Annotated in this window: 10 protein-coding genes and 1 pseudogene; 7 read left to right on the top strand and 4 right to left on the bottom strand. The window is 69.4% G+C overall.

Features of this window, described 5'->3' with window-relative positions; all coding sequences use genetic code 11:
• Nucleotides 1–72: 72 nt before the first annotated feature.
• From EAO70_RS11965 to EAO70_RS11955, 3 genes are all read right to left on the bottom strand, one after another.
• Nucleotides 73–1,602, bottom strand: coding sequence for a helix-turn-helix domain-containing protein (locus EAO70_RS11965; RefSeq protein ID WP_148002957.1), 1,530 nt, complete (start codon nucleotides 1,600–1,602; stop codon nucleotides 73–75).
• 51 nt (nucleotides 1,603–1,653) lie between these two features.
• Nucleotides 1,654–2,010, bottom strand: coding sequence for a VOC family protein (locus EAO70_RS11960; protein ID WP_148002956.1), 357 nt, complete (start codon nucleotides 2,008–2,010; stop codon nucleotides 1,654–1,656).
• 183 nt (nucleotides 2,011–2,193) lie between these two features.
• Nucleotides 2,194–4,074, bottom strand: coding sequence for an amidohydrolase (locus EAO70_RS11955; protein WP_148002955.1), 1,881 nt, complete (start codon nucleotides 4,072–4,074; stop codon nucleotides 2,194–2,196).
• Nucleotides 4,075–4,158: 84 nt separating this feature from the next.
• Here EAO70_RS11955 and EAO70_RS11950 point away from each other — a divergent pair.
• Together EAO70_RS11950 and acnA are read left to right on the top strand one after the other, a co-directional pair.
• Nucleotides 4,159–4,971, top strand: a pseudogene (locus tag EAO70_RS11950) (LacI family DNA-binding transcriptional regulator); the annotation flags it as partial.
• A gap of 566 nt (nucleotides 4,972–5,537) precedes the next feature.
• On the top strand, nucleotides 5,538–8,252 hold the full coding sequence (gene acnA, locus EAO70_RS11945; RefSeq protein WP_148002953.1) for an aconitate hydratase AcnA: 2,715 nt from the start codon (nucleotides 5,538–5,540) through the stop codon (nucleotides 8,250–8,252).
• A gap of 147 nt (nucleotides 8,253–8,399) precedes the next feature.
• Here acnA and EAO70_RS11940 read toward each other — a convergent pair whose 3' ends face one another.
• The gene (locus EAO70_RS11940) at nucleotides 8,400–9,320 is read right to left on the bottom strand and encodes an FG-GAP repeat domain-containing protein (protein WP_187283849.1); all 921 of its coding nucleotides are present in this window, start codon (nucleotides 9,318–9,320) and stop codon (nucleotides 8,400–8,402) included.
• 531 nt (nucleotides 9,321–9,851) lie between these two features.
• Between EAO70_RS11940 and ngcE the strand changes: the two genes are divergently transcribed.
• The 5 genes from ngcE (at nucleotide 9,852) to EAO70_RS11915 (ending at nucleotide 15,843) form a co-directional block, all read left to right on the top strand.
• Nucleotides 9,852–11,297, top strand: a complete 1,446-nt coding sequence (gene ngcE / locus EAO70_RS11935; RefSeq protein ID WP_148002952.1) for an N-acetylglucosamine/diacetylchitobiose ABC transporter substrate-binding protein — start codon at nucleotides 9,852–9,854, stop codon at nucleotides 11,295–11,297.
• 100 nt (nucleotides 11,298–11,397) lie between these two features.
• Nucleotides 11,398–12,327: a carbohydrate ABC transporter permease gene (locus tag EAO70_RS11930; RefSeq protein WP_148002951.1), complete on the top strand. Its 930-nt coding sequence runs from the start codon at nucleotides 11,398–11,400 to the stop codon at nucleotides 12,325–12,327.
• Entirely contained in the window at nucleotides 12,327–13,265 is a 939-nt protein-coding gene (locus EAO70_RS11925; protein ID WP_148002950.1) for a carbohydrate ABC transporter permease, read from the top strand. Before EAO70_RS11930 ends, EAO70_RS11925 begins: the two co-directional genes overlap by 1 nt.
• 179 nt (nucleotides 13,266–13,444) lie before the next feature.
• A complete protein-coding gene (locus EAO70_RS11920) occupies nucleotides 13,445–14,656 on the top strand; it encodes an ROK family transcriptional regulator (protein ID WP_148002949.1) in 1,212 nt (403 codons plus the stop codon).
• 122 nt (nucleotides 14,657–14,778) lie between these two features.
• Nucleotides 14,779–15,843 carry a sugar ABC transporter substrate-binding protein gene (locus EAO70_RS11915; RefSeq protein ID WP_148002948.1) on the top strand — a complete coding sequence of 355 codons (1,065 nt, stop codon included), beginning with the start codon at nucleotides 14,779–14,781 and terminating at the stop codon, nucleotides 15,841–15,843.
• The last annotated feature ends 172 nt before the right edge of the window (nucleotides 15,844–16,015 follow it).

The following is a 16,015-nucleotide window of genomic DNA, read 5'->3' as shown; positions in this document are numbered from 1 at the left end:
GCCCCCACCCCACACACGAGAGGCCCCCTCGCTCCACGAGCGGGGGGGCCTTCGCGTTCACACCACGGCGGGTCAGATGTCCCGGAAGATCTCGATCTGCGCCCCGATCGAGTTCAGGCGTTCCGCCAGGTCCTCGTAGCCCCGGTTGATGACGTACACGTTGCGGAGGACCGACGTGCCCTCCGCCGCCATCATCGCCAGGAGGACGACCACCGCCGGGCGGAGGGCCGGCGGGCACATCATTTCCGCGGCTCGCCAGCGGGTGGGGCCCTCCACCAGGACGCGGTGGGGGTCCAGGAGTTGGAGGCGGCCGCCGAGGCGGTTGAGGTCCGTGAGGTAGATCGCGCGGTTGTCGTAGACCCAGTCGTGGATGAGGGTCTTGCCCTGCGCCGTCGCCGCGATGGCCGCGAAGAAGGGGACGTTGTCGATGTTCAGGCCGGGGAACGGCATCGGGTGGATCTTGTCGATCGGCGCCTCCAGCTTGGAGGGGCGGACCGTGAGGTCGACCAGGCGCGTCCGGCCGTTGTCCGCCGGGTACTCGGCCGAGCGGTCGTGGTCGAGGCCCATCTCCTCCAGGACCGCGAGCTCGATCTCCATGAACTCGATCGGGACCCGGCGGATGGTCAGTTCGGATTCCGTGACGACCGCCGCGGCCAGCAGGCTCATCGCCTCGACCGGGTCCTCGGAGGGGGAGTAGTCGACGTCCACGTCGATCTGCGGCACGCCGTGCACGGTCAGGGTGGTGCTGCCGATGCCGTCCACCCGTACGCCCAGGGCCTCCAGGAAGAAGCACAGGTCCTGGACCATGTAGTTGGAGGAGGCGTTGCGGATGACGGTCGCGCCGTCGTGGCGGGCCGCCGCCAGGAGGGCGTTCTCCGTCACGGTGTCGCCGCGCTCGGTCAGCACGATCGGACGGTCGGGGGAGACGGAGCGCTCCACCTGCGCGTGGTAGATGCCCTCGGTCGCGGTGACGTCCAGGCCGAAGCGGCGCAGCGCGATCATGTGGGGCTCGATCGTGCGCGTCCCGAGGTCGCAGCCGCCGGCGTACGGCAGCTTGAAGCGGTCCATGCGGTGCAGCAGCGGGCCGAGGAACATGATGATCGAGCGGGTCCGGATCGCGGCCTCGGCGTCGATCGAGTCCATGTCCAGCTCGGCCGGCGGCACGATCTCCAGGTCGACGCCCTCGTTCACCCAGCGGGTGCGCACCCCGATGGAGTTGAGCACCTCCAGGAGCCGGAAGACCTCCTCGATGCGGGCGACCCGGCGCAGGACGGTGCGGCCCTTGTTGAGGAGGGAGGCGCAGAGCAGCGCGACACAGGCGTTCTTGCTCGTCTTGACGTCGATGGCGCCCGAGAGGCGGCGGCGGCCGACGACCCTGAGGTGCATCGGTCCCGCGTAACCCAGGGACACGATCTCGCTGTCGAGGGCCTCGCCGATCCGGGCGATCATCTCAAGGCTGATGTTCTGGTTGCCGCGCTCGATCCGGTTGACGGCGCTCTGGCTCGTGGCCAGTGCTTCGGCGAGCTGCGTCTGGGTCCAGCCGCGGTGCTGGCGGGCGTCACGGATGAGCTTGCCGATGCGTACGAGGTAGTCGTCTGCCATGGCGTCACGTTATCTCAGATATGAGATGGAGCCTGCTGTTGGGGTAGGCCATCAGGGTGACAGGGTGTGCGCGGTCGGGTGGCGCGGCTCGTACAGGGGGAGTTCGGTCCCGCTCGGCAGCCGTACGGCGGAGAGCAGACCCCAGCCCTGGTCGGTGATGGCGCGTGAGATCTCCGCGCCCCGGTCCTCCAGGTCCTTGAGGGTCGCCGTGAGGTCCTCGCACATGAGGTAGACCTCCTGCTTCGGCTCCTCCGTCGACGGGTGGACGGCGATCTCGGCGGGCGGGAGCCGGAAGACGAGCCAGCCGCCCCCGGCGTCCACGTGCGGGAAGCCGACGACGTCCTTGAGGAAGGCCCGGTCGGCCTCCGCGTCCGGCGTGTAGAGGATCACGTGCGCGCCACTGAACATGTCCCGATCGTCCGCCGCCCGCACGGCCGCGGCAATTCCTCCGCGGCCGTACGGGCAGTTCCAGGGGTGCGGTGCGGACCGGTGCGGATCGGTGCGGACCGGTGCGCCGGGCAGCCGTACGGGCGGCTCCCCGCGCGCCTCTGTGCGCCGAGCAAGTCGTCCGCACGCCGCCCCCCACCCGCCTCAGTGCGCCGAGCAGCCGCACGCCCGGTGTCGGCCGCCGTGCACCGCCGCGTACGACGAGGGGCGCGGCGCGGCCACCGCGCGGGCCAGACCCGCGCTCGCCGTACGGCCCGACGCCGACTCCGCGTCGTGGACCACCCGGCCGCCGACCAGGGTCAGCCGCACCGCCGTGTCGCTGATGTCCGCGACCGGACACCTCATGACGTCCCGGTCGAGGACCAGCAGATCGGCGGCCCGCCCCTCGCGGACCGTCCCGGTCTCCCCGTCCATGCGCAGCTGCCAGGCCGTGCCGTACGTGTGCATCCGCAGCGTCGAGGTCCGGCTCAGCGATTCGAGTTCGCGGTGCAGCGGGCCCTCGCCGTGCGCGCCCTGCCGGTCGATCGCGGTCCGGATCTGGTTCCACACCTGGAGCGCGTCCACCGGCCAGTCCGAGCCGCCCGAGAGCACGGCGCCGTGCCGTTCGAGCGAGCGCGCCGGGTACATCCAGCGGTGCCGCGCGGACCCGATGTACGGCAGCAGCGCCTCCATCGTCCAGGTGTCCGCGGCCGCCCACTGCAACTGCATGCACGCGGCCACGCCCAGCGCGGCGAAGCGCCGCAGGTCGGCCGGGTCGACCAGCTGGAGGTGGGCGACCGCGTTCCGCGGATCGCGCAGTCCGGTCGCGCGGCGCGCGTACGCGTAGCCGTCGAGCGCCGTCCGCACGGCCCGGTCGCCCAGGCCGTGGGCGTGCATCTGCCAGCCCGCCCGGTTGAAGACGGCCGACAGCCGGCCGTAGTCCCGGGCGGAGACGTACAGTTCGCCCCGGTTCGCGGTCGGCCGCCCCGAACCGTCCAGATACGGCTCCAGGAGCGCCGCCGTCTGCGCCGGGTACTCGATCACCCCGTCGAGGAACACCTTGATCATTCCGAACCGCAGCCCCCGCACGTCGCCGAACTCCCGGCGCAGCCCCCGGGCGTACGCGAGCGCCGCCGCCGGGTCCCTGGCCTGGTCCGGGTCGAGCCGGATCGCCGGGACGATCCGCTGCGGCAGCTTCCCGGCCGCCGCGAGCGCCCGGTACGTGCCCAGCTCCCCGCGCCCCACGAGCGCGTCCATCATCGTGGTGACGCCCGAGGCCGCCGCCTGGGCGAGCACCCGCGCGCAGGCCGCGACCAGCTCGGCCTCGCTCGGCTCCGGGATGTGCCGGGTCACCAGCGGCTGCGCGTCGTCCTTGAGCACGCCGGTCGGCCGGCCGTCCGCGCCCTTCACGATCTTCCCGCCCGGCGGGTCGGGCGTGGCGGCCGTGACGCCGGCGATCTCCAGGGCCCGCCCGTTGACCCAGACGTTGTGCCCGTCGCCGCCGACCAGGGCGACCGGACGGCGGGTGGGCAGGGCGTCGAGCAGCGAGTGGTGCGGGAGGGTGCCCTGCGGCAGCAGACCCACCGGGTTCCAGTCCTCCACCACCAGCCAGCCGTCCGGCTCCTGCCCCGGGCTGTCCTTGAGGAAGCCGGTCAGGATGGCGAGCAGCTCCTCCCGCGTGGTCTCCGCCCCTTCGAGGGAGGGCCGCAGCGAGCGGCTGCCCGCGCCCAGCGGGTGGACGTGGCCGTCGTGGATGCCGCTCATCACCGTCGCGCCGCGCGCGTCGACGACCTCGGTGTCCCGGCCGACGAGACGGCGCAGTTCGCCGCCCCGGCCGGTCGCCAGGATCCGGCCGTCGCGGCCGACGGCCACCGCCTCGACCGGACGGCCGCCGGACGTGCCGGTGAACACCTTCGCGTCGTGCACGACCAGGGCGGCCGACCGGGGGCGGCGCGAGCCCGCCGCCGCGGGGCTCCCGGCGACCCCGACGAGACCCGCCGCGCCGGCGGCGGCGAGGACGGTGCGCCGGCTCAGGGAAGAAGTCATGACCACTCCAAACGTTGGCTGTGGCCGGACGCTCGCTGATTAACGTCGTAACCAGTACCCTCCTCGGACCGCGGAATCCGTACGATGACGCGCATGCCAGGGCCCACCCTCACCGACATCGCCCGCGCCGCGGAGGTGTCCACCGCCACGGTGTCCCACGCCCTCAACGGCACGGGCCGGCTCGGTGAGTCCACCCGGCGCCGGGTCCGCGAGGTGGCGGCCGCCCTCGGCTACGGGTCGCGGCGGACGCCGCTCACCCGGACCGGGACCCTCGGCCTCGCCGTCACCACCTACGCGGGCGCCGCCTGGAACTACCTGGAGGTCCCCTACTTCTCCCGGCTGCTGACCGCCGCGGCGGCCACCGCGCACGCCCACGGCTACGCGCTCACGGTGCTGCCCGCCGTGCGCGGCGGCGAGACCCTCTGGCACACCCTGAGCGTCGACGGCATGCTCCTGCTCGACAGTCCCGAGGACGACCGGGTGCTGCGCGCACTGCGGGCCAGGGGCATCCCCGTGGTCTTCGACGGTCGCCCCACCGACCCGCACCCCGGCGACGTCTGGGTCGACAACGACCACGCCGCGACCACCCGGGAGGTCCTCGACCACCTGGCGGCGGCCGGCGCCCGCCGGATCGCCCTGCACGCCGGCTTCGGCCGCGAGTACTACACCGGCGCCGTGACCCGGGCGTACGAGGAGTGGTGCGGGGAGCACGGCCGGGAGCCGGTGGTGATCGCCTTCGATCCGGACGACGTGGCCGGCCGCGCCTTCGACCGGGTCTTCGCCGACCGGTCCTGCGACGCCGTCCACGCGGTCTACGACCCCGGCGGCCGGCAGGTCCTCGCCGCGGCGGCCCGCCACGGCCTGCGGATCCCCGACGACCTCCTCCTGGTCTGCGCGAGCGAGGACCCCGCCTACGACGGGACCGGGGCGTACGACGGGACCGGGGCGTACGACGGAATCAGCTCCCACGACGGCACCAGCGCCCCCGAGGGGCCCGGCCTCCACGACGCAACCAACGCCCACGACGGGCCCGGCCCCCACGACGGGACCACCCCCGCCACCACCCCGGCCGTGACCACCGTCTCGTACGACTCGTCGCCCACGCGCAGCGTGCTGCGGGCGTCGAAGCTGTTCGCCGACACGACAGTCTCCTTCATCAATGTGCGCGTATTACCGCCATGCTGCCGCCACGACTCCCTCGCCGATCCGCTAAGGTAAGGCTTAGTTAGGTAACCCTTACCGGGTGGGCGGCCGCGGTGCGCCGTAAGCAGTTATCTCGATGTCGAGATAACTCTAGTGCATTCGCGCTGCGCGGTCATGCCCGGCATGCCTGTGACGGGCGTCATCCTCGCGGCCGCCSACCCGGTAAGGGTTACCTAACTAAGCCTTACCTTAGCGGATCGGCGAGGGAGTCGTGGCGGCAGCATGGCGGTAATACGCGCACATTGATGAAGGAGACTGTCGTGTCGGCGAACAGCTTCGACGCCCGCAGCACGCTGCGCGTGGGCGACGAGTCGTACGAGATCTTCAAGCTGGACAAGGTCGAGGGCTCCGCGCGCCTCCCGTACAGCCTGAAGGTCCTCCTGGAGAACCTGCTCCGCACCGAGGACGGCGCGAACATCACCGCCGACCACATCCGGGCCCTCGGCAACTGGGACTCGCAGGCCCAGCCGAGCCAGGAGATCCAGTTCACGCCGGCCCGCGTGATCATGCAGGACTTCACCGGCGTCCCCTGTGTCGTCGACCTCGCCACCATGCGCGAGGCCGTCGCGGCGCTCGGCGGCGACCCGGCGAAGATCAACCCGCTCTCCCCGGCCGAGATGGTCATCGACCACTCCGTCATCGCCGACAAGTTCGGCACGAACTCCGCCTTCGCGGAGAACGTCGAGCTGGAGTACGGGCGGAACAAGGAGCGCTACCAGTTCCTGCGCTGGGGCCAGACCGCGTTCGACGACTTCAAGGTCGTCCCGCCGGGCACCGGCATCGTCCACCAGGTGAACATCGAGCACCTGGCCCGTACGGTCATGGTCCGCAACGGCCAGGCGTACCCCGACACCCTCGTCGGCACCGACTCCCACACCACCATGGTCAACGGCCTCGGTGTGCTGGGCTGGGGCGTCGGCGGCATCGAGGCCGAGGCCGCGATGCTGGGCCAGCCGGTCTCCATGCTCATCCCGCGCGTCGTCGGCTTCAAGCTGACCGGCGAGCTGCCGGCCGGCACCACCGCCACCGACCTGGTCCTCACGATCACCGAGATGCTGCGCAAGCACGGCGTCGTCGGCAAGTTCGTCGAGTTCTACGGTGAGGGCGTCGCCGCCACCTCCCTCGCGAACCGCGCCACCATCGGCAACATGTCGCCGGAGTTCGGTTCCACCGCCGCCGTCTTCCCGATCGACGGCGAGACCCTGAACTACCTCAAGCTGACCGGCCGCTCCGCGCAGCAGGTCGCGCTCGTCGAGGCGTACGCCAAGGAGCAGGGCCTCTGGCTCGACCCGGCCGCCGAGCCCGACTTCTCCGAGAAGCTGGAGCTCGACCTCTCCACGGTCGTCCCCTCCATCGCCGGCCCGAAGCGCCCGCAGGACCGCATCGTCCTCGCGAACGCCGCCGAGCAGTTCGCCCAGGACGTGCGCAACTACGTCTCCGACGACGACGAGGCGGGCAAGGAGTCCTTCCCGGCCTCCGACGCCCCGGCCGTCTCCAACGGCGTCCCGTCGAACCCGGTCGAGGTGACCGCCCCCGACGGCACCACCTACACGATCGACCACGGCGCCGTCACCGTCGCCGCGATCACCTCCTGCACCAACACGTCGAACCCGTACGTGATGGTCGCGGCGGCGCTCGTCGCCAAGAAGGCCACCGAGAAGGGCCTGACCCGCAAGCCGTGGGTCAAGACCACCCTCGCCCCCGGCTCCAAGGTCGTCACCGACTACTTCGACAAGGCGGGCCTCACCCCGTACCTCGACAAGGTCGGCTTCAACCTCGTCGGCTACGGCTGCACCACCTGCATCGGCAACTCCGGCCCGCTGCCGGAGGAGGTCTCCAAGGCCGTCAACGAGCACGACCTGGCCGTGACCTCGGTGCTCTCGGGCAACCGCAACTTCGAGGGTCGCATCAACCCCGACGTCAAGATGAACTACCTGGCCTCCCCGCCGCTGGTCGTCGCGTACGCCCTCGCGGGCTCCATGAAGGTGGACATCACCAAGGACGCCCTCGGCGTCGACCAGGACGGCAAGCCCGTCTACCTGGCCGACATCTGGCCGACGGAGGCCGAGGTCAACGACGTCGTCGCCAACGCCATCGGCGAGGACATGTTCAACAAGTCCTACCAGGACGTCTTCGCGGGCGACGCCCAGTGGCAGGCGCTGTCGATCCCCACCGGCAACACCTTCGAGTGGGACGCCGAGTCGACCTACGTCCGGAAGCCCCCGTACTTCGAGGGCATGACGATGGAGACCAGCCCGGTCACCGACATCACCGGCGCCCGCGTCCTGGCCAAGCTGGGCGACTCGGTCACCACCGACCACATCTCCCCGGCCGGCGCCATCAAGGCCGACACCCCGGCCGGCAAGTACCTCACCGAGCACGGTGTGGAGCGTCGTGACTTCAACTCCTACGGCTCGCGCCGAGGCAACCACGAGGTCATGATCCGCGGCACCTTCGCCAACATCCGCCTGCGCAACCAGATCGCGCCGGGCACCGAGGGCGGCTTCACCCGCGACTTCACCGTCGAGGGCGCGCCGGTGTCGTTCATCTACGACGCCTCGCAGAACTACCAGGCCGCCGGCACCCCGCTGGTCATCCTGGGCGGCAAGGAGTACGGCTCCGGCTCGTCCCGCGACTGGGCCGCCAAGGGCACCGCGCTCCTCGGCGTCAAGGCCGTCATCACCGAGTCGTACGAGCGCATCCACCGCTCGAACCTCATCGGCATGGGCGTCCTGCCGCTCCAGTTCCCGGCCGGCCAGTCGGCCGACTCGCTCGGTCTGACCGGCGAGGAGACCTTCTCCATCGAGGGCGTCACGGAGCTGAACGAGGGCACCACGCCGAGCACGGTCAAGGTCACCACCGACACCGGTGTCGAGTTCGACGCGGTCGTCCGCATCGACACCCCCGGTGAGGCGGACTACTACCGCAACGGCGGCATCATGCAGTACGTGCTCCGCAACCTGATCCGCGGCTGACACCGCCGGACCCGGTCACGGCAAGGGCCCCGCTCCTCGGAAGAGGAGCGGGGCCCTTCGGCGATCCCGGGACGAACCGGAATCCTCCGTGCGATCAGAACGATCAGAACGATCCGGGCGGTCCGGACGACCGGACCGGCGGACCGGTCAGAACATGATCTTGAAGCCGTTCCAGCCGGACGTGCCGATCTTGACCTTGGCGTGGAACGGCGAGGACGCGTTGCCCGTGCCCTTGTACAGCCACAGGGCGCCGCCGTTGTCACGGGCCACGAGGTCCGCGACGCCGTCGTAGTTCATGTCGCCGACCGACAGCAGGTAGTTGAACATGTTCCAGCCGGCACCGATGCGGGTGGGGGAGGAGAACGGCGCCTTGTAGTTGCCGGTGCCCTTGTAGAGGTACAGCTCGCCGGAGCTCTTGCGCGCGACGATGTCGGCCTTGCCGTCACCCGTCAGGTCGCCCTTGCCGGTGATCTGGTTGTAGATGTTCCAGCCCGAGCCGACCTTGACGCGGGGCGCGATGCCGCCGTTGTTGTAGCCGAGGTACAGCCACAGCACGCCGGCGCTGTCGCGGGCGAGCAGGTCGTCCGCGGCCGCGCCGCCGATGTTGGACGGCGAGAAGACGCGGTTGTAGATGTTGTAGCCGCCGCCGAGGTCACGACGGTCCGCGCTCCAGGCGCCGTAGTAGAGGCGGTTGTTCTCGACGAACCAGATGCCGTCCGACGAGCCGTTGTTGTTGACGTCCGTCTGGGTGACGAACTTCTTGTACTGGAAGCCGTAGCCGGTCTTCTCGGAGGCCGTGAGGCCGCCGGAGCCGGTGAGACCGTACCCGTAGATGTCGCCGGCGCTGTTGATGCCGTACAGGGCGTTGGTCGGGGTGATCGAGGCCGAGGACGCGGCGAAGGTGCCGGCGCGGGGGGCCGCGGGGGCGACGTCGGCGGACTTCGCGGACGCCACGGGCGTCTCCGCGGCCATCGCCATCGTCGAGGTGCCCACGAGGGCGGCCGTGATCGCGGCCACGGTGACACGGGACAGGAGACCCGAGCGGTTCAGGCCAGAAGAGTGGGCCACGTAGTTCTCCGTAGGAAAGAGGGACACAGTCGTACCACCGGGCGCTCGAACGCGTGCGCGAGGTCGGCGGTCCCCCTATGATCGCCGGTCATCCTCACAGGATCCTTACTTTTCAAGGTGTCTGTGACAGAACTGTTTCGATCCCGGTCTTATGTACCGTTTGCCCTCCCATGTCTTGTCGTCGCGCCGGGGCGCGCCCCCTCGAACCGCTCCATTACGGGGCGGCCTGAGGGGGTGTCAAGGGCAGGGACGGACGAATGGTTGGACGAAACGCCGCAGATCCAGCGTACTTATCCCCGAGGTCTCAACTCGGGAAAGATGGCCGTCAAAACCTGCTTTCGATCTTGCTCAGGCGAAGGGAAGTGGACTATACCTGTCGGCGTCCAGCCAGTCGGTTTCCTCACACGACGGCCCGACGCCTGCACGACCCGGCTGCAAATGACCGCGGTGGCGGGGCCCTTCGCCTGTGTGCGAGCGAGTACGGGCGACCGGTACACCGCCTGAGTCCTGAATGAAGGCGAGGACTTGAGCATGGGATCCACCTCCGCTCAGACCAATGAGGGCCTTGGCCGTCGCGATCTGATCAAGCGTTCTGCCGCGATCGGCCTGATTTCGGTGCCGACCATGGGCTTCCTCTCCGCTTGCGCGAGCAGTGACAGCGGAGGCAACGAGAAGGTCGAGAAGGGGACGAAGTCCGACAAGAACCCGCTTGCGGTGAACGAGTCGGCACCGCTCGATTTCGTCCTCTTCGACGGCGGATTCGGCCAGCAGTACGCCAAGGACGCGGTCAAGATCTACGAGACCAATTACCCCAAGGCGAAGGTCAAGTTCACCCCCACCCAGAAGATCACCACCACGCTCCAGCCCCGCTTCAACGGCGGCAACCCGCCGGACCTCATCGACAACTCGGGCGCCGAGCAGATGGACATGGGCGTCCTCGTGGGCCAGAAGCAGCTGGCGGACCTCACCCCGCTGCTGGACGCGCCGTCCATCGACGACCCGAGCAAGAAGGTCCGCGACACCCTGCGCCCCGGCATCGTCGAGATGGGCCAGTTCGACGGCCAGCCGTGCTGGATCCTGAACTACGCCTACACGGTCTACGGCGTCTGGTACTCCCAGAAGCTCCTCGACTCGCTCGACGCGAAGTACCCCGAGACCTGGGACGAGATGCTGGCCGTCTGCGAGAAGGCCAAGAAGAAGGGCATCGCGGGCTGGACGTACGCGGGCAAGCACCCGTACTACGTCCCCTTCTCGCTCTACCCGATGATCGGCAAGGTCGGCGGCCGCGAGGTCCTGGACGCCATCGACAACCTGGAGCCGAAGGCCTGGGAGCACCCCGCGGTCAAGGCGTGTTTCGAGGCCTACTACGAGCTGGTCCGCAAGGGCTACATCCTCAAGGGCACCCCCGGTCTCGACCACATCCAGTCGCAGACCGCCTGGACCGAGGGCAAGGCGCTGTTCATCCCGAACGGCTCCTGGGTCGAGAACGAGGCCGCGAAGACCATGCCGGCCGACTTCGGCCTCGCCGTCTCGGGCCCGACCGGCCTCGACGCCTCGGACAAGATGCCGTTCGGCACCATCTGGGCCGCCGGCGGCGAGCCCTTCATCGTCCCGGCGAAGGCGGCGAACCCCGCGGGCGGCATGGAGCAGCTGCGCATCATGCTCAGCGAGGCCTCCTCCAAGAACTTCACCCAGTCGGTGAAGTCCCTGACCGCCCTGAACGGCGGCACCGACGGCATCGAGCTCTCCCCGGGCCTGAAGTCCGGCGTCGCGGCGCTGGAGAAGGCCGGTCAGAACGTCGTCAACCCGCGCCTCCAGGACTGGTACGTCGCCCTCCAGAAGGAGAAGATCGGTGTCGCCGGTATCGGTGAGCTGATGGCGGGCCGGGCGACCCCGGCCGAGACGATCAAGAAGATCCAGAAGTACGCCGACGAGGCGGCCAAGGACTCGTCGATCAAGCACTACAAGCACCAGTGAGCAGTGCCGGGGCCCCTTCCCGCCGACCGGGAGCGGGCCCCGGGCCCTTCGCGCGTCACAGCAGGGGCGCGCCTTCGCGGGAAGATCGGGGTCGGTAGGAATGCAACACGGCAAGTACCGTTTCATCGTGGGGTTCCTGGCGGCCCCCCTAGCGCTCTACGCGCTCTTCGTCATCTGGCCCTTCATCCAGTCCATCTACTACTCGTTCACGGACTGGACGGGACTGAGCCCCGAATTCGGGATGGTCGGATTCGACAACTACAGCAGAATGCTGGACGACGAGGTCTTCTGGAAGTCGGTCCAGCACAGCCTGATCTTCGCGCTGGTGCTGCCCCTGGTCACCGTCGGACTCGCGCTGTTCTTCGCCTTCATGCTCAATGTCGGCGGTCGGCGCCGCAAGGGCGCGGCCATCGCGGGTGTACGCGGATCGTCTTTCTACAAGATCGTCTATTTCTTCCCGCAGGTGCTGTCGATCGCGATCGTGGCACTGCTCTTCCAGTTCGCGTACAACCCGAACAGCGGAGCCATCAACTCCGTTTTGAAGGGGGTCGGTCTCGGCGACTTCCAGCCCGACTGGCTGGGTGACCCGGACCTCGCCCTCATCTGCGTGATGGTGGTCCTCGTCTGGTCCACCGTCGGATTCTTCGTCGTCCTCTTCTCGGCCGGCATGGCGTCCATTCCGAGGGACTTCTACGAGGCGGCCCTGCTCGACGGCGCGAACCGGTTCACCACGTTCTTCAAGATCACCCTGCCGCTGCTCTGGGACACCGTGCAGTCCGGCTGGATCTACATGGGCATCCTCGCCCTCGGCGCGGAGTCCTTCGCGGTCGTCCAGATCATGACCGTCGGCCCCAACGGCGGCGGGCCCGACTACTCCACCATCGTCCTTCCGCTGTACGTGTACCAGAAGGCGTTCCGGGACGGTCAGGCCGCCTACGCCACGACCATCGGTGTCGCGCTCCTCTTCGTCACACTGGCCTTCGCGGCCGTCGTGATGAAGGTGGGCCGGCGCGAGCGGCTGGAGTTCTGATGAAGACGACCGACACTGCCACCACCGGCGTCGAGAGCCACGGCACCCCGGGCGGCTCCGGCCCCGTGGTCACCAAGACGCTGCCCGCGGCGCCCCGCAAGGAGCCGAAGAAGGAGGGCGCGACCCTCAACGTCTTCTCGCACGGCGTCCTGATCATCTGGGCGATCATGGTCGTCATGCCGCTGCTCTGGGCGGTCATGACCTCCTTCAAGACGGACAAGGCGATCTTCACCTCGCCCTGGGCGCTGCCGGACAAGCTGCACTTCGAGAACTGGTCGCGCGCCTGGACCGAGGCGCACATGAGCGACTACTTCCTGAACACGATCCTGGTGGTCGGAGGCTCGCTCCTCGGCACCCTGCTCCTCGGCTCGATGGCGGCCTACGTCCTGGCCCGCTTCGAGTTCCCGGGCAACCGGTTCATCTACTTCCTCTTCATCGGAGGGATGAGCTTCCCGATCATCCTGGCGCTCGTGCCGCTGTTCTACGTGATGCAGAACATGGCCCTGCTGAACACGCTGCACGGCCTGATCCTCGTGTACATCGCGTACTCGCTGCCGTTCACCGTCTTCTTCCTCACCGCGTTCTTCCGCACCCTGCCGACCTCGGTGGCGGAGGCGGCGTTCGTGGACGGCGCCTCGCACACCCGGACCTTCTTCCAGGTCATGCTGCCGATGGCGAAGCCGGGCCTGATCAGCGTCGGCATCTTCAACTTCCTCGGGCAGTGGAACCAGTACCTGCTGCCCACCGTGCTGAACACGGAGCCGGAGAAGAAGGTGCTCTCGCAGGGCCTCGTCCAGCTGGCGGTCAGCCAGGGCTACAAGGGCGACTGGTCCGGTCTCTTCGCCGGACTCGTGATGGCGATGCTGCCGGTCCTGGCCGCGTACATCATCTTCCAGCGGCAGGTGGTGGCCGGTCTGACCGCCGGCGCCGTGAAGTAGCACCCCGGTCCCGCGGTACCCAGGGCCCCCGGCGCACCCGCGCCGGGGGCCCCGTGCGTGGGGGCGACGCGCGGGGTGTGACACAGACCCTCCCCACCTCAAGGTCTTGACGGGGAGCAAGCCGAAAGCGTCCCCTTAGAGTTCACATGTTGGAGAAAACGGTGGGAGTGAGTGAGTCGATGGAGACTCCGGGGTCGCAGACGTCTCTGCACAGGGCCAATCTCGAACGGGTCGTCCGGGCGGTGCGCATGGCCGGCTCGCTCACCCAGGCGGAGATCGCCCGGGCGACGGGCCTGTCCGCCGCGACGGTCTCCAACATCGTCAGGGAGCTGAAGGACGGCGGCACCGTCGACGTCACGCCCACCTCGGCGGGCGGCCGCCGGGCCCGCAGCGTCTCGCTCTCCGGTGACGCCGGCATCGTGATCGGCGTGGACTTCGGCCACACCCACCTCCGGGTCGCCGTCGGCAACCTCGCCCACCAGGTCCTCGCCGAGGAGGCGGAGCCGCTCGACGTGGACGCCTCCGCCGCTGAGGGCTTCGACCGGGCGGAGCAGCTGGTCAACCGGCTGATCGAGGCCACCGGGATCGGCCGGGACAAGGTCATCGGCGTCGGGCTCGGCGTCCCGGGCCCGATCGACGTCTCCTCCGGGACCCTCGGCTCGACCTCGATCCTGCCGGGCTGGAGCGGGATCAACCCGGCCGAGGAGCTCTCCGGCCGCCTCGGCGTGCCCGTGCACGTCGACAACGACGCCAACCTCGGCGCGCTCGGCGAGCTGGTCTGGGGGAGCGGGCGGGGCGTCAAGGACCTCGCGTACATCAAGGTGGCGAGCGGCGTCGGCGCCGGCCTCGTCATCGACGGGCGGGTCTACCGGGGTCCCGGCGGCACCGCCGGGGAGATCGGGCACATCACGCTCGACGAGTCGGGCCCGGTCTGCCGCTGCGGCAACCGCGGCTGCCTGGAGACCTTCACGGCCGCCCGGTACGTGCTGCCGCTGCTCCAGCCCAGCCACGGCCCGGACCTCACCATGGAGCGGGTCGTCCAGCTGGCCCGCGAGGGCGACCCGGGCTGCCGCCGGGTCGTCGCCGACGTCGGGCGCCACATCGGCAGCGGCATCGCCAACCTCTGCAATCTCCTGAACCCGAGCCGGGTGGTGCTCGGCGGGGACCTGGCGGAGGCCGGGGAGCTGGTCCTGGCGCCCATCAGGGACTCCGTGTCGCGGTACGCGATCCCCAGTGCCGCCCGGCAGCTCTCGCTGGCTCAGGGGGCCCTGGGCGGTCGGGCCGAGGTGCTCGGCGCCCTGGCCCTCGTACTGAGTGAAATGGGCGATTCGACCCTGTTGGAGAGTGCCCTGCCGACGGCCGCTCCGGTCTCACGCCTTGCGTTCACTTAGATAACGAACACCACCGTTGTCATCTCGTTAAGAATTTACTTCTTGACGGCAACCGTGCGGCCGAGTTGACTTCGTGCCACCTCGGCCGCAACGTCGCGGCCTCGTCAGGGAGGCAACCCCACATGAACGCAGTGACGCGTCGTGCCGTCATAGCAACGGCCGCGGTCTCGATGGCCCTCTCGCTCGCCGCCTGCGGCCAGGCCGGCGGCGACGACAGCGGAGACAAGGGCAGCTCGACCAAGATCGGTCTGCTCCTTCCGGAGAACAAGACCTCGCGCTACGAGGCTCTGGACAAGCCCCAGTTCGAGAAGGCCGTCAAGGCCGCGTGCGGCGACTGCGAGGTCGTGTACAACAACGCGGTCTCCGACGTCGTCAAGCAGAAGCAGCAGTTCGACCAGCTGATCGCCGACGGCATCAAGGTCATCGCGCTCGACCCGGTCGACGCGACCAAGGCCGAGGGCTGGGTCACCGAGGCCAAGGCCAAGGGCGTCAAGGTCGTCGCGTACGACCGTGCCGTCAAGGGCGCCGACGCCTACGTCAGCCACGACAACAACAAGGTCGGCGAGCTCCAGGGCCAGGCCCTCCTCGCCGCGCTCGGCCCCAAGGCCGCCACCGCCAACGTCGTGATGATCAACGGCGACGAGAAGGACCCGAACGCGGGCCTCTTCAAGAAGGGCGCCCACACCGCGCTCGACGGCAAGGTCGGCAAGATCGCCTACGAGGCGTCCGGCGAGTGGGACCCGAAGGTCGCCGGCGAGAAGATGTCCGCCGCGATCTCCTCGGTCGGCAAGGCCAAGATCAACGCGGTCTACTCCGCGAACGACGGCATGGCCGGCGGCGTCATCACCTCCCTCGAGAACGCCGGCATCAAGGGCATTCCGGTGGGCGGCCAGGACGCCGAGGTCGCGGGCATCCAGCGGATCATCGCCGGCTCGCAGACCTTCACCATCTACAAGTCGCCGCTCCAGCTCGCCCCCGAGGCGGCCAAGTTCGCGGTGAACCTGCTCCAGGGCAAGGAGCTCGGCGCCCAGGGTGCGACCGACGGCGTGCCGTCGACGCTCTTCCCGCCGGTCGTGGTCGACAAGGCCAACATCCAGACCACGGTGATCAAGGACGGCATCTACAAGGCCGCCGACCTCTGCACCTCGGACCTGGCCGCCAAGTGCACGGAACTGGGCATCAAGTAACCCCTGAGCCGTACCCGCCGGGCCCTTCGGGGGCCCGGCGGGTACGGCTCAGGGGTTACTTGATGCCCAGTTCCGTGCACTTGGCGGCCAGGTCCGAGGTGCAGAGGTCGGCGGCCTTGTAGATGCCGTCCTTGATCACCGTGGTCTGGATGTTGGCCTTGTCGACCACGAC

This window comes from Streptomyces sp. adm13(2018), from assembly GCF_008042145.1.
Lineage (GTDB): Bacteria > Actinomycetota > Actinomycetes > Streptomycetales > Streptomycetaceae > Streptomyces.
This window is presented reverse-complemented; position numbering and strand designations above follow the sequence as displayed.

What these genes read in the sequence shown, in the direction of transcription:
- EAO70_RS11965 (WP_148002957.1), bottom strand. Translation starts at nt 1,602, where the DNA reads ATGGCAGACGACTACCTCGTACGCATCGGCAAGCTCATCCGTGACGCC.
- EAO70_RS11960 (WP_148002956.1), bottom strand. Translation starts at nt 2,010, where the DNA reads ATGTTCAGTGGCGCGCACGTGATCCTCTACACGCCGGACGCGGAGGCC.
- EAO70_RS11955 (WP_148002955.1), bottom strand. Translation starts at nt 4,074, where the DNA reads ATGACTTCTTCCCTGAGCCGGCGCACCGTCCTCGCCGCCGCCGGCGCG.
- ngcE (WP_148002952.1), top strand. Translation starts at nt 9,852, where the DNA reads ATGGGATCCACCTCCGCTCAGACCAATGAGGGCCTTGGCCGTCGCGAT.
- EAO70_RS11930 (WP_148002951.1), top strand. Translation starts at nt 11,398, where the DNA reads ATGCAACACGGCAAGTACCGTTTCATCGTGGGGTTCCTGGCGGCCCCC.
- EAO70_RS11925 (WP_148002950.1), top strand. Translation starts at nt 12,327, where the DNA reads ATGAAGACGACCGACACTGCCACCACCGGCGTCGAGAGCCACGGCACC.
- EAO70_RS11920 (WP_148002949.1), top strand. Translation starts at nt 13,445, where the DNA reads ATGGAGACTCCGGGGTCGCAGACGTCTCTGCACAGGGCCAATCTCGAA.
- EAO70_RS11915 (WP_148002948.1), top strand. Translation starts at nt 14,779, where the DNA reads ATGAACGCAGTGACGCGTCGTGCCGTCATAGCAACGGCCGCGGTCTCG.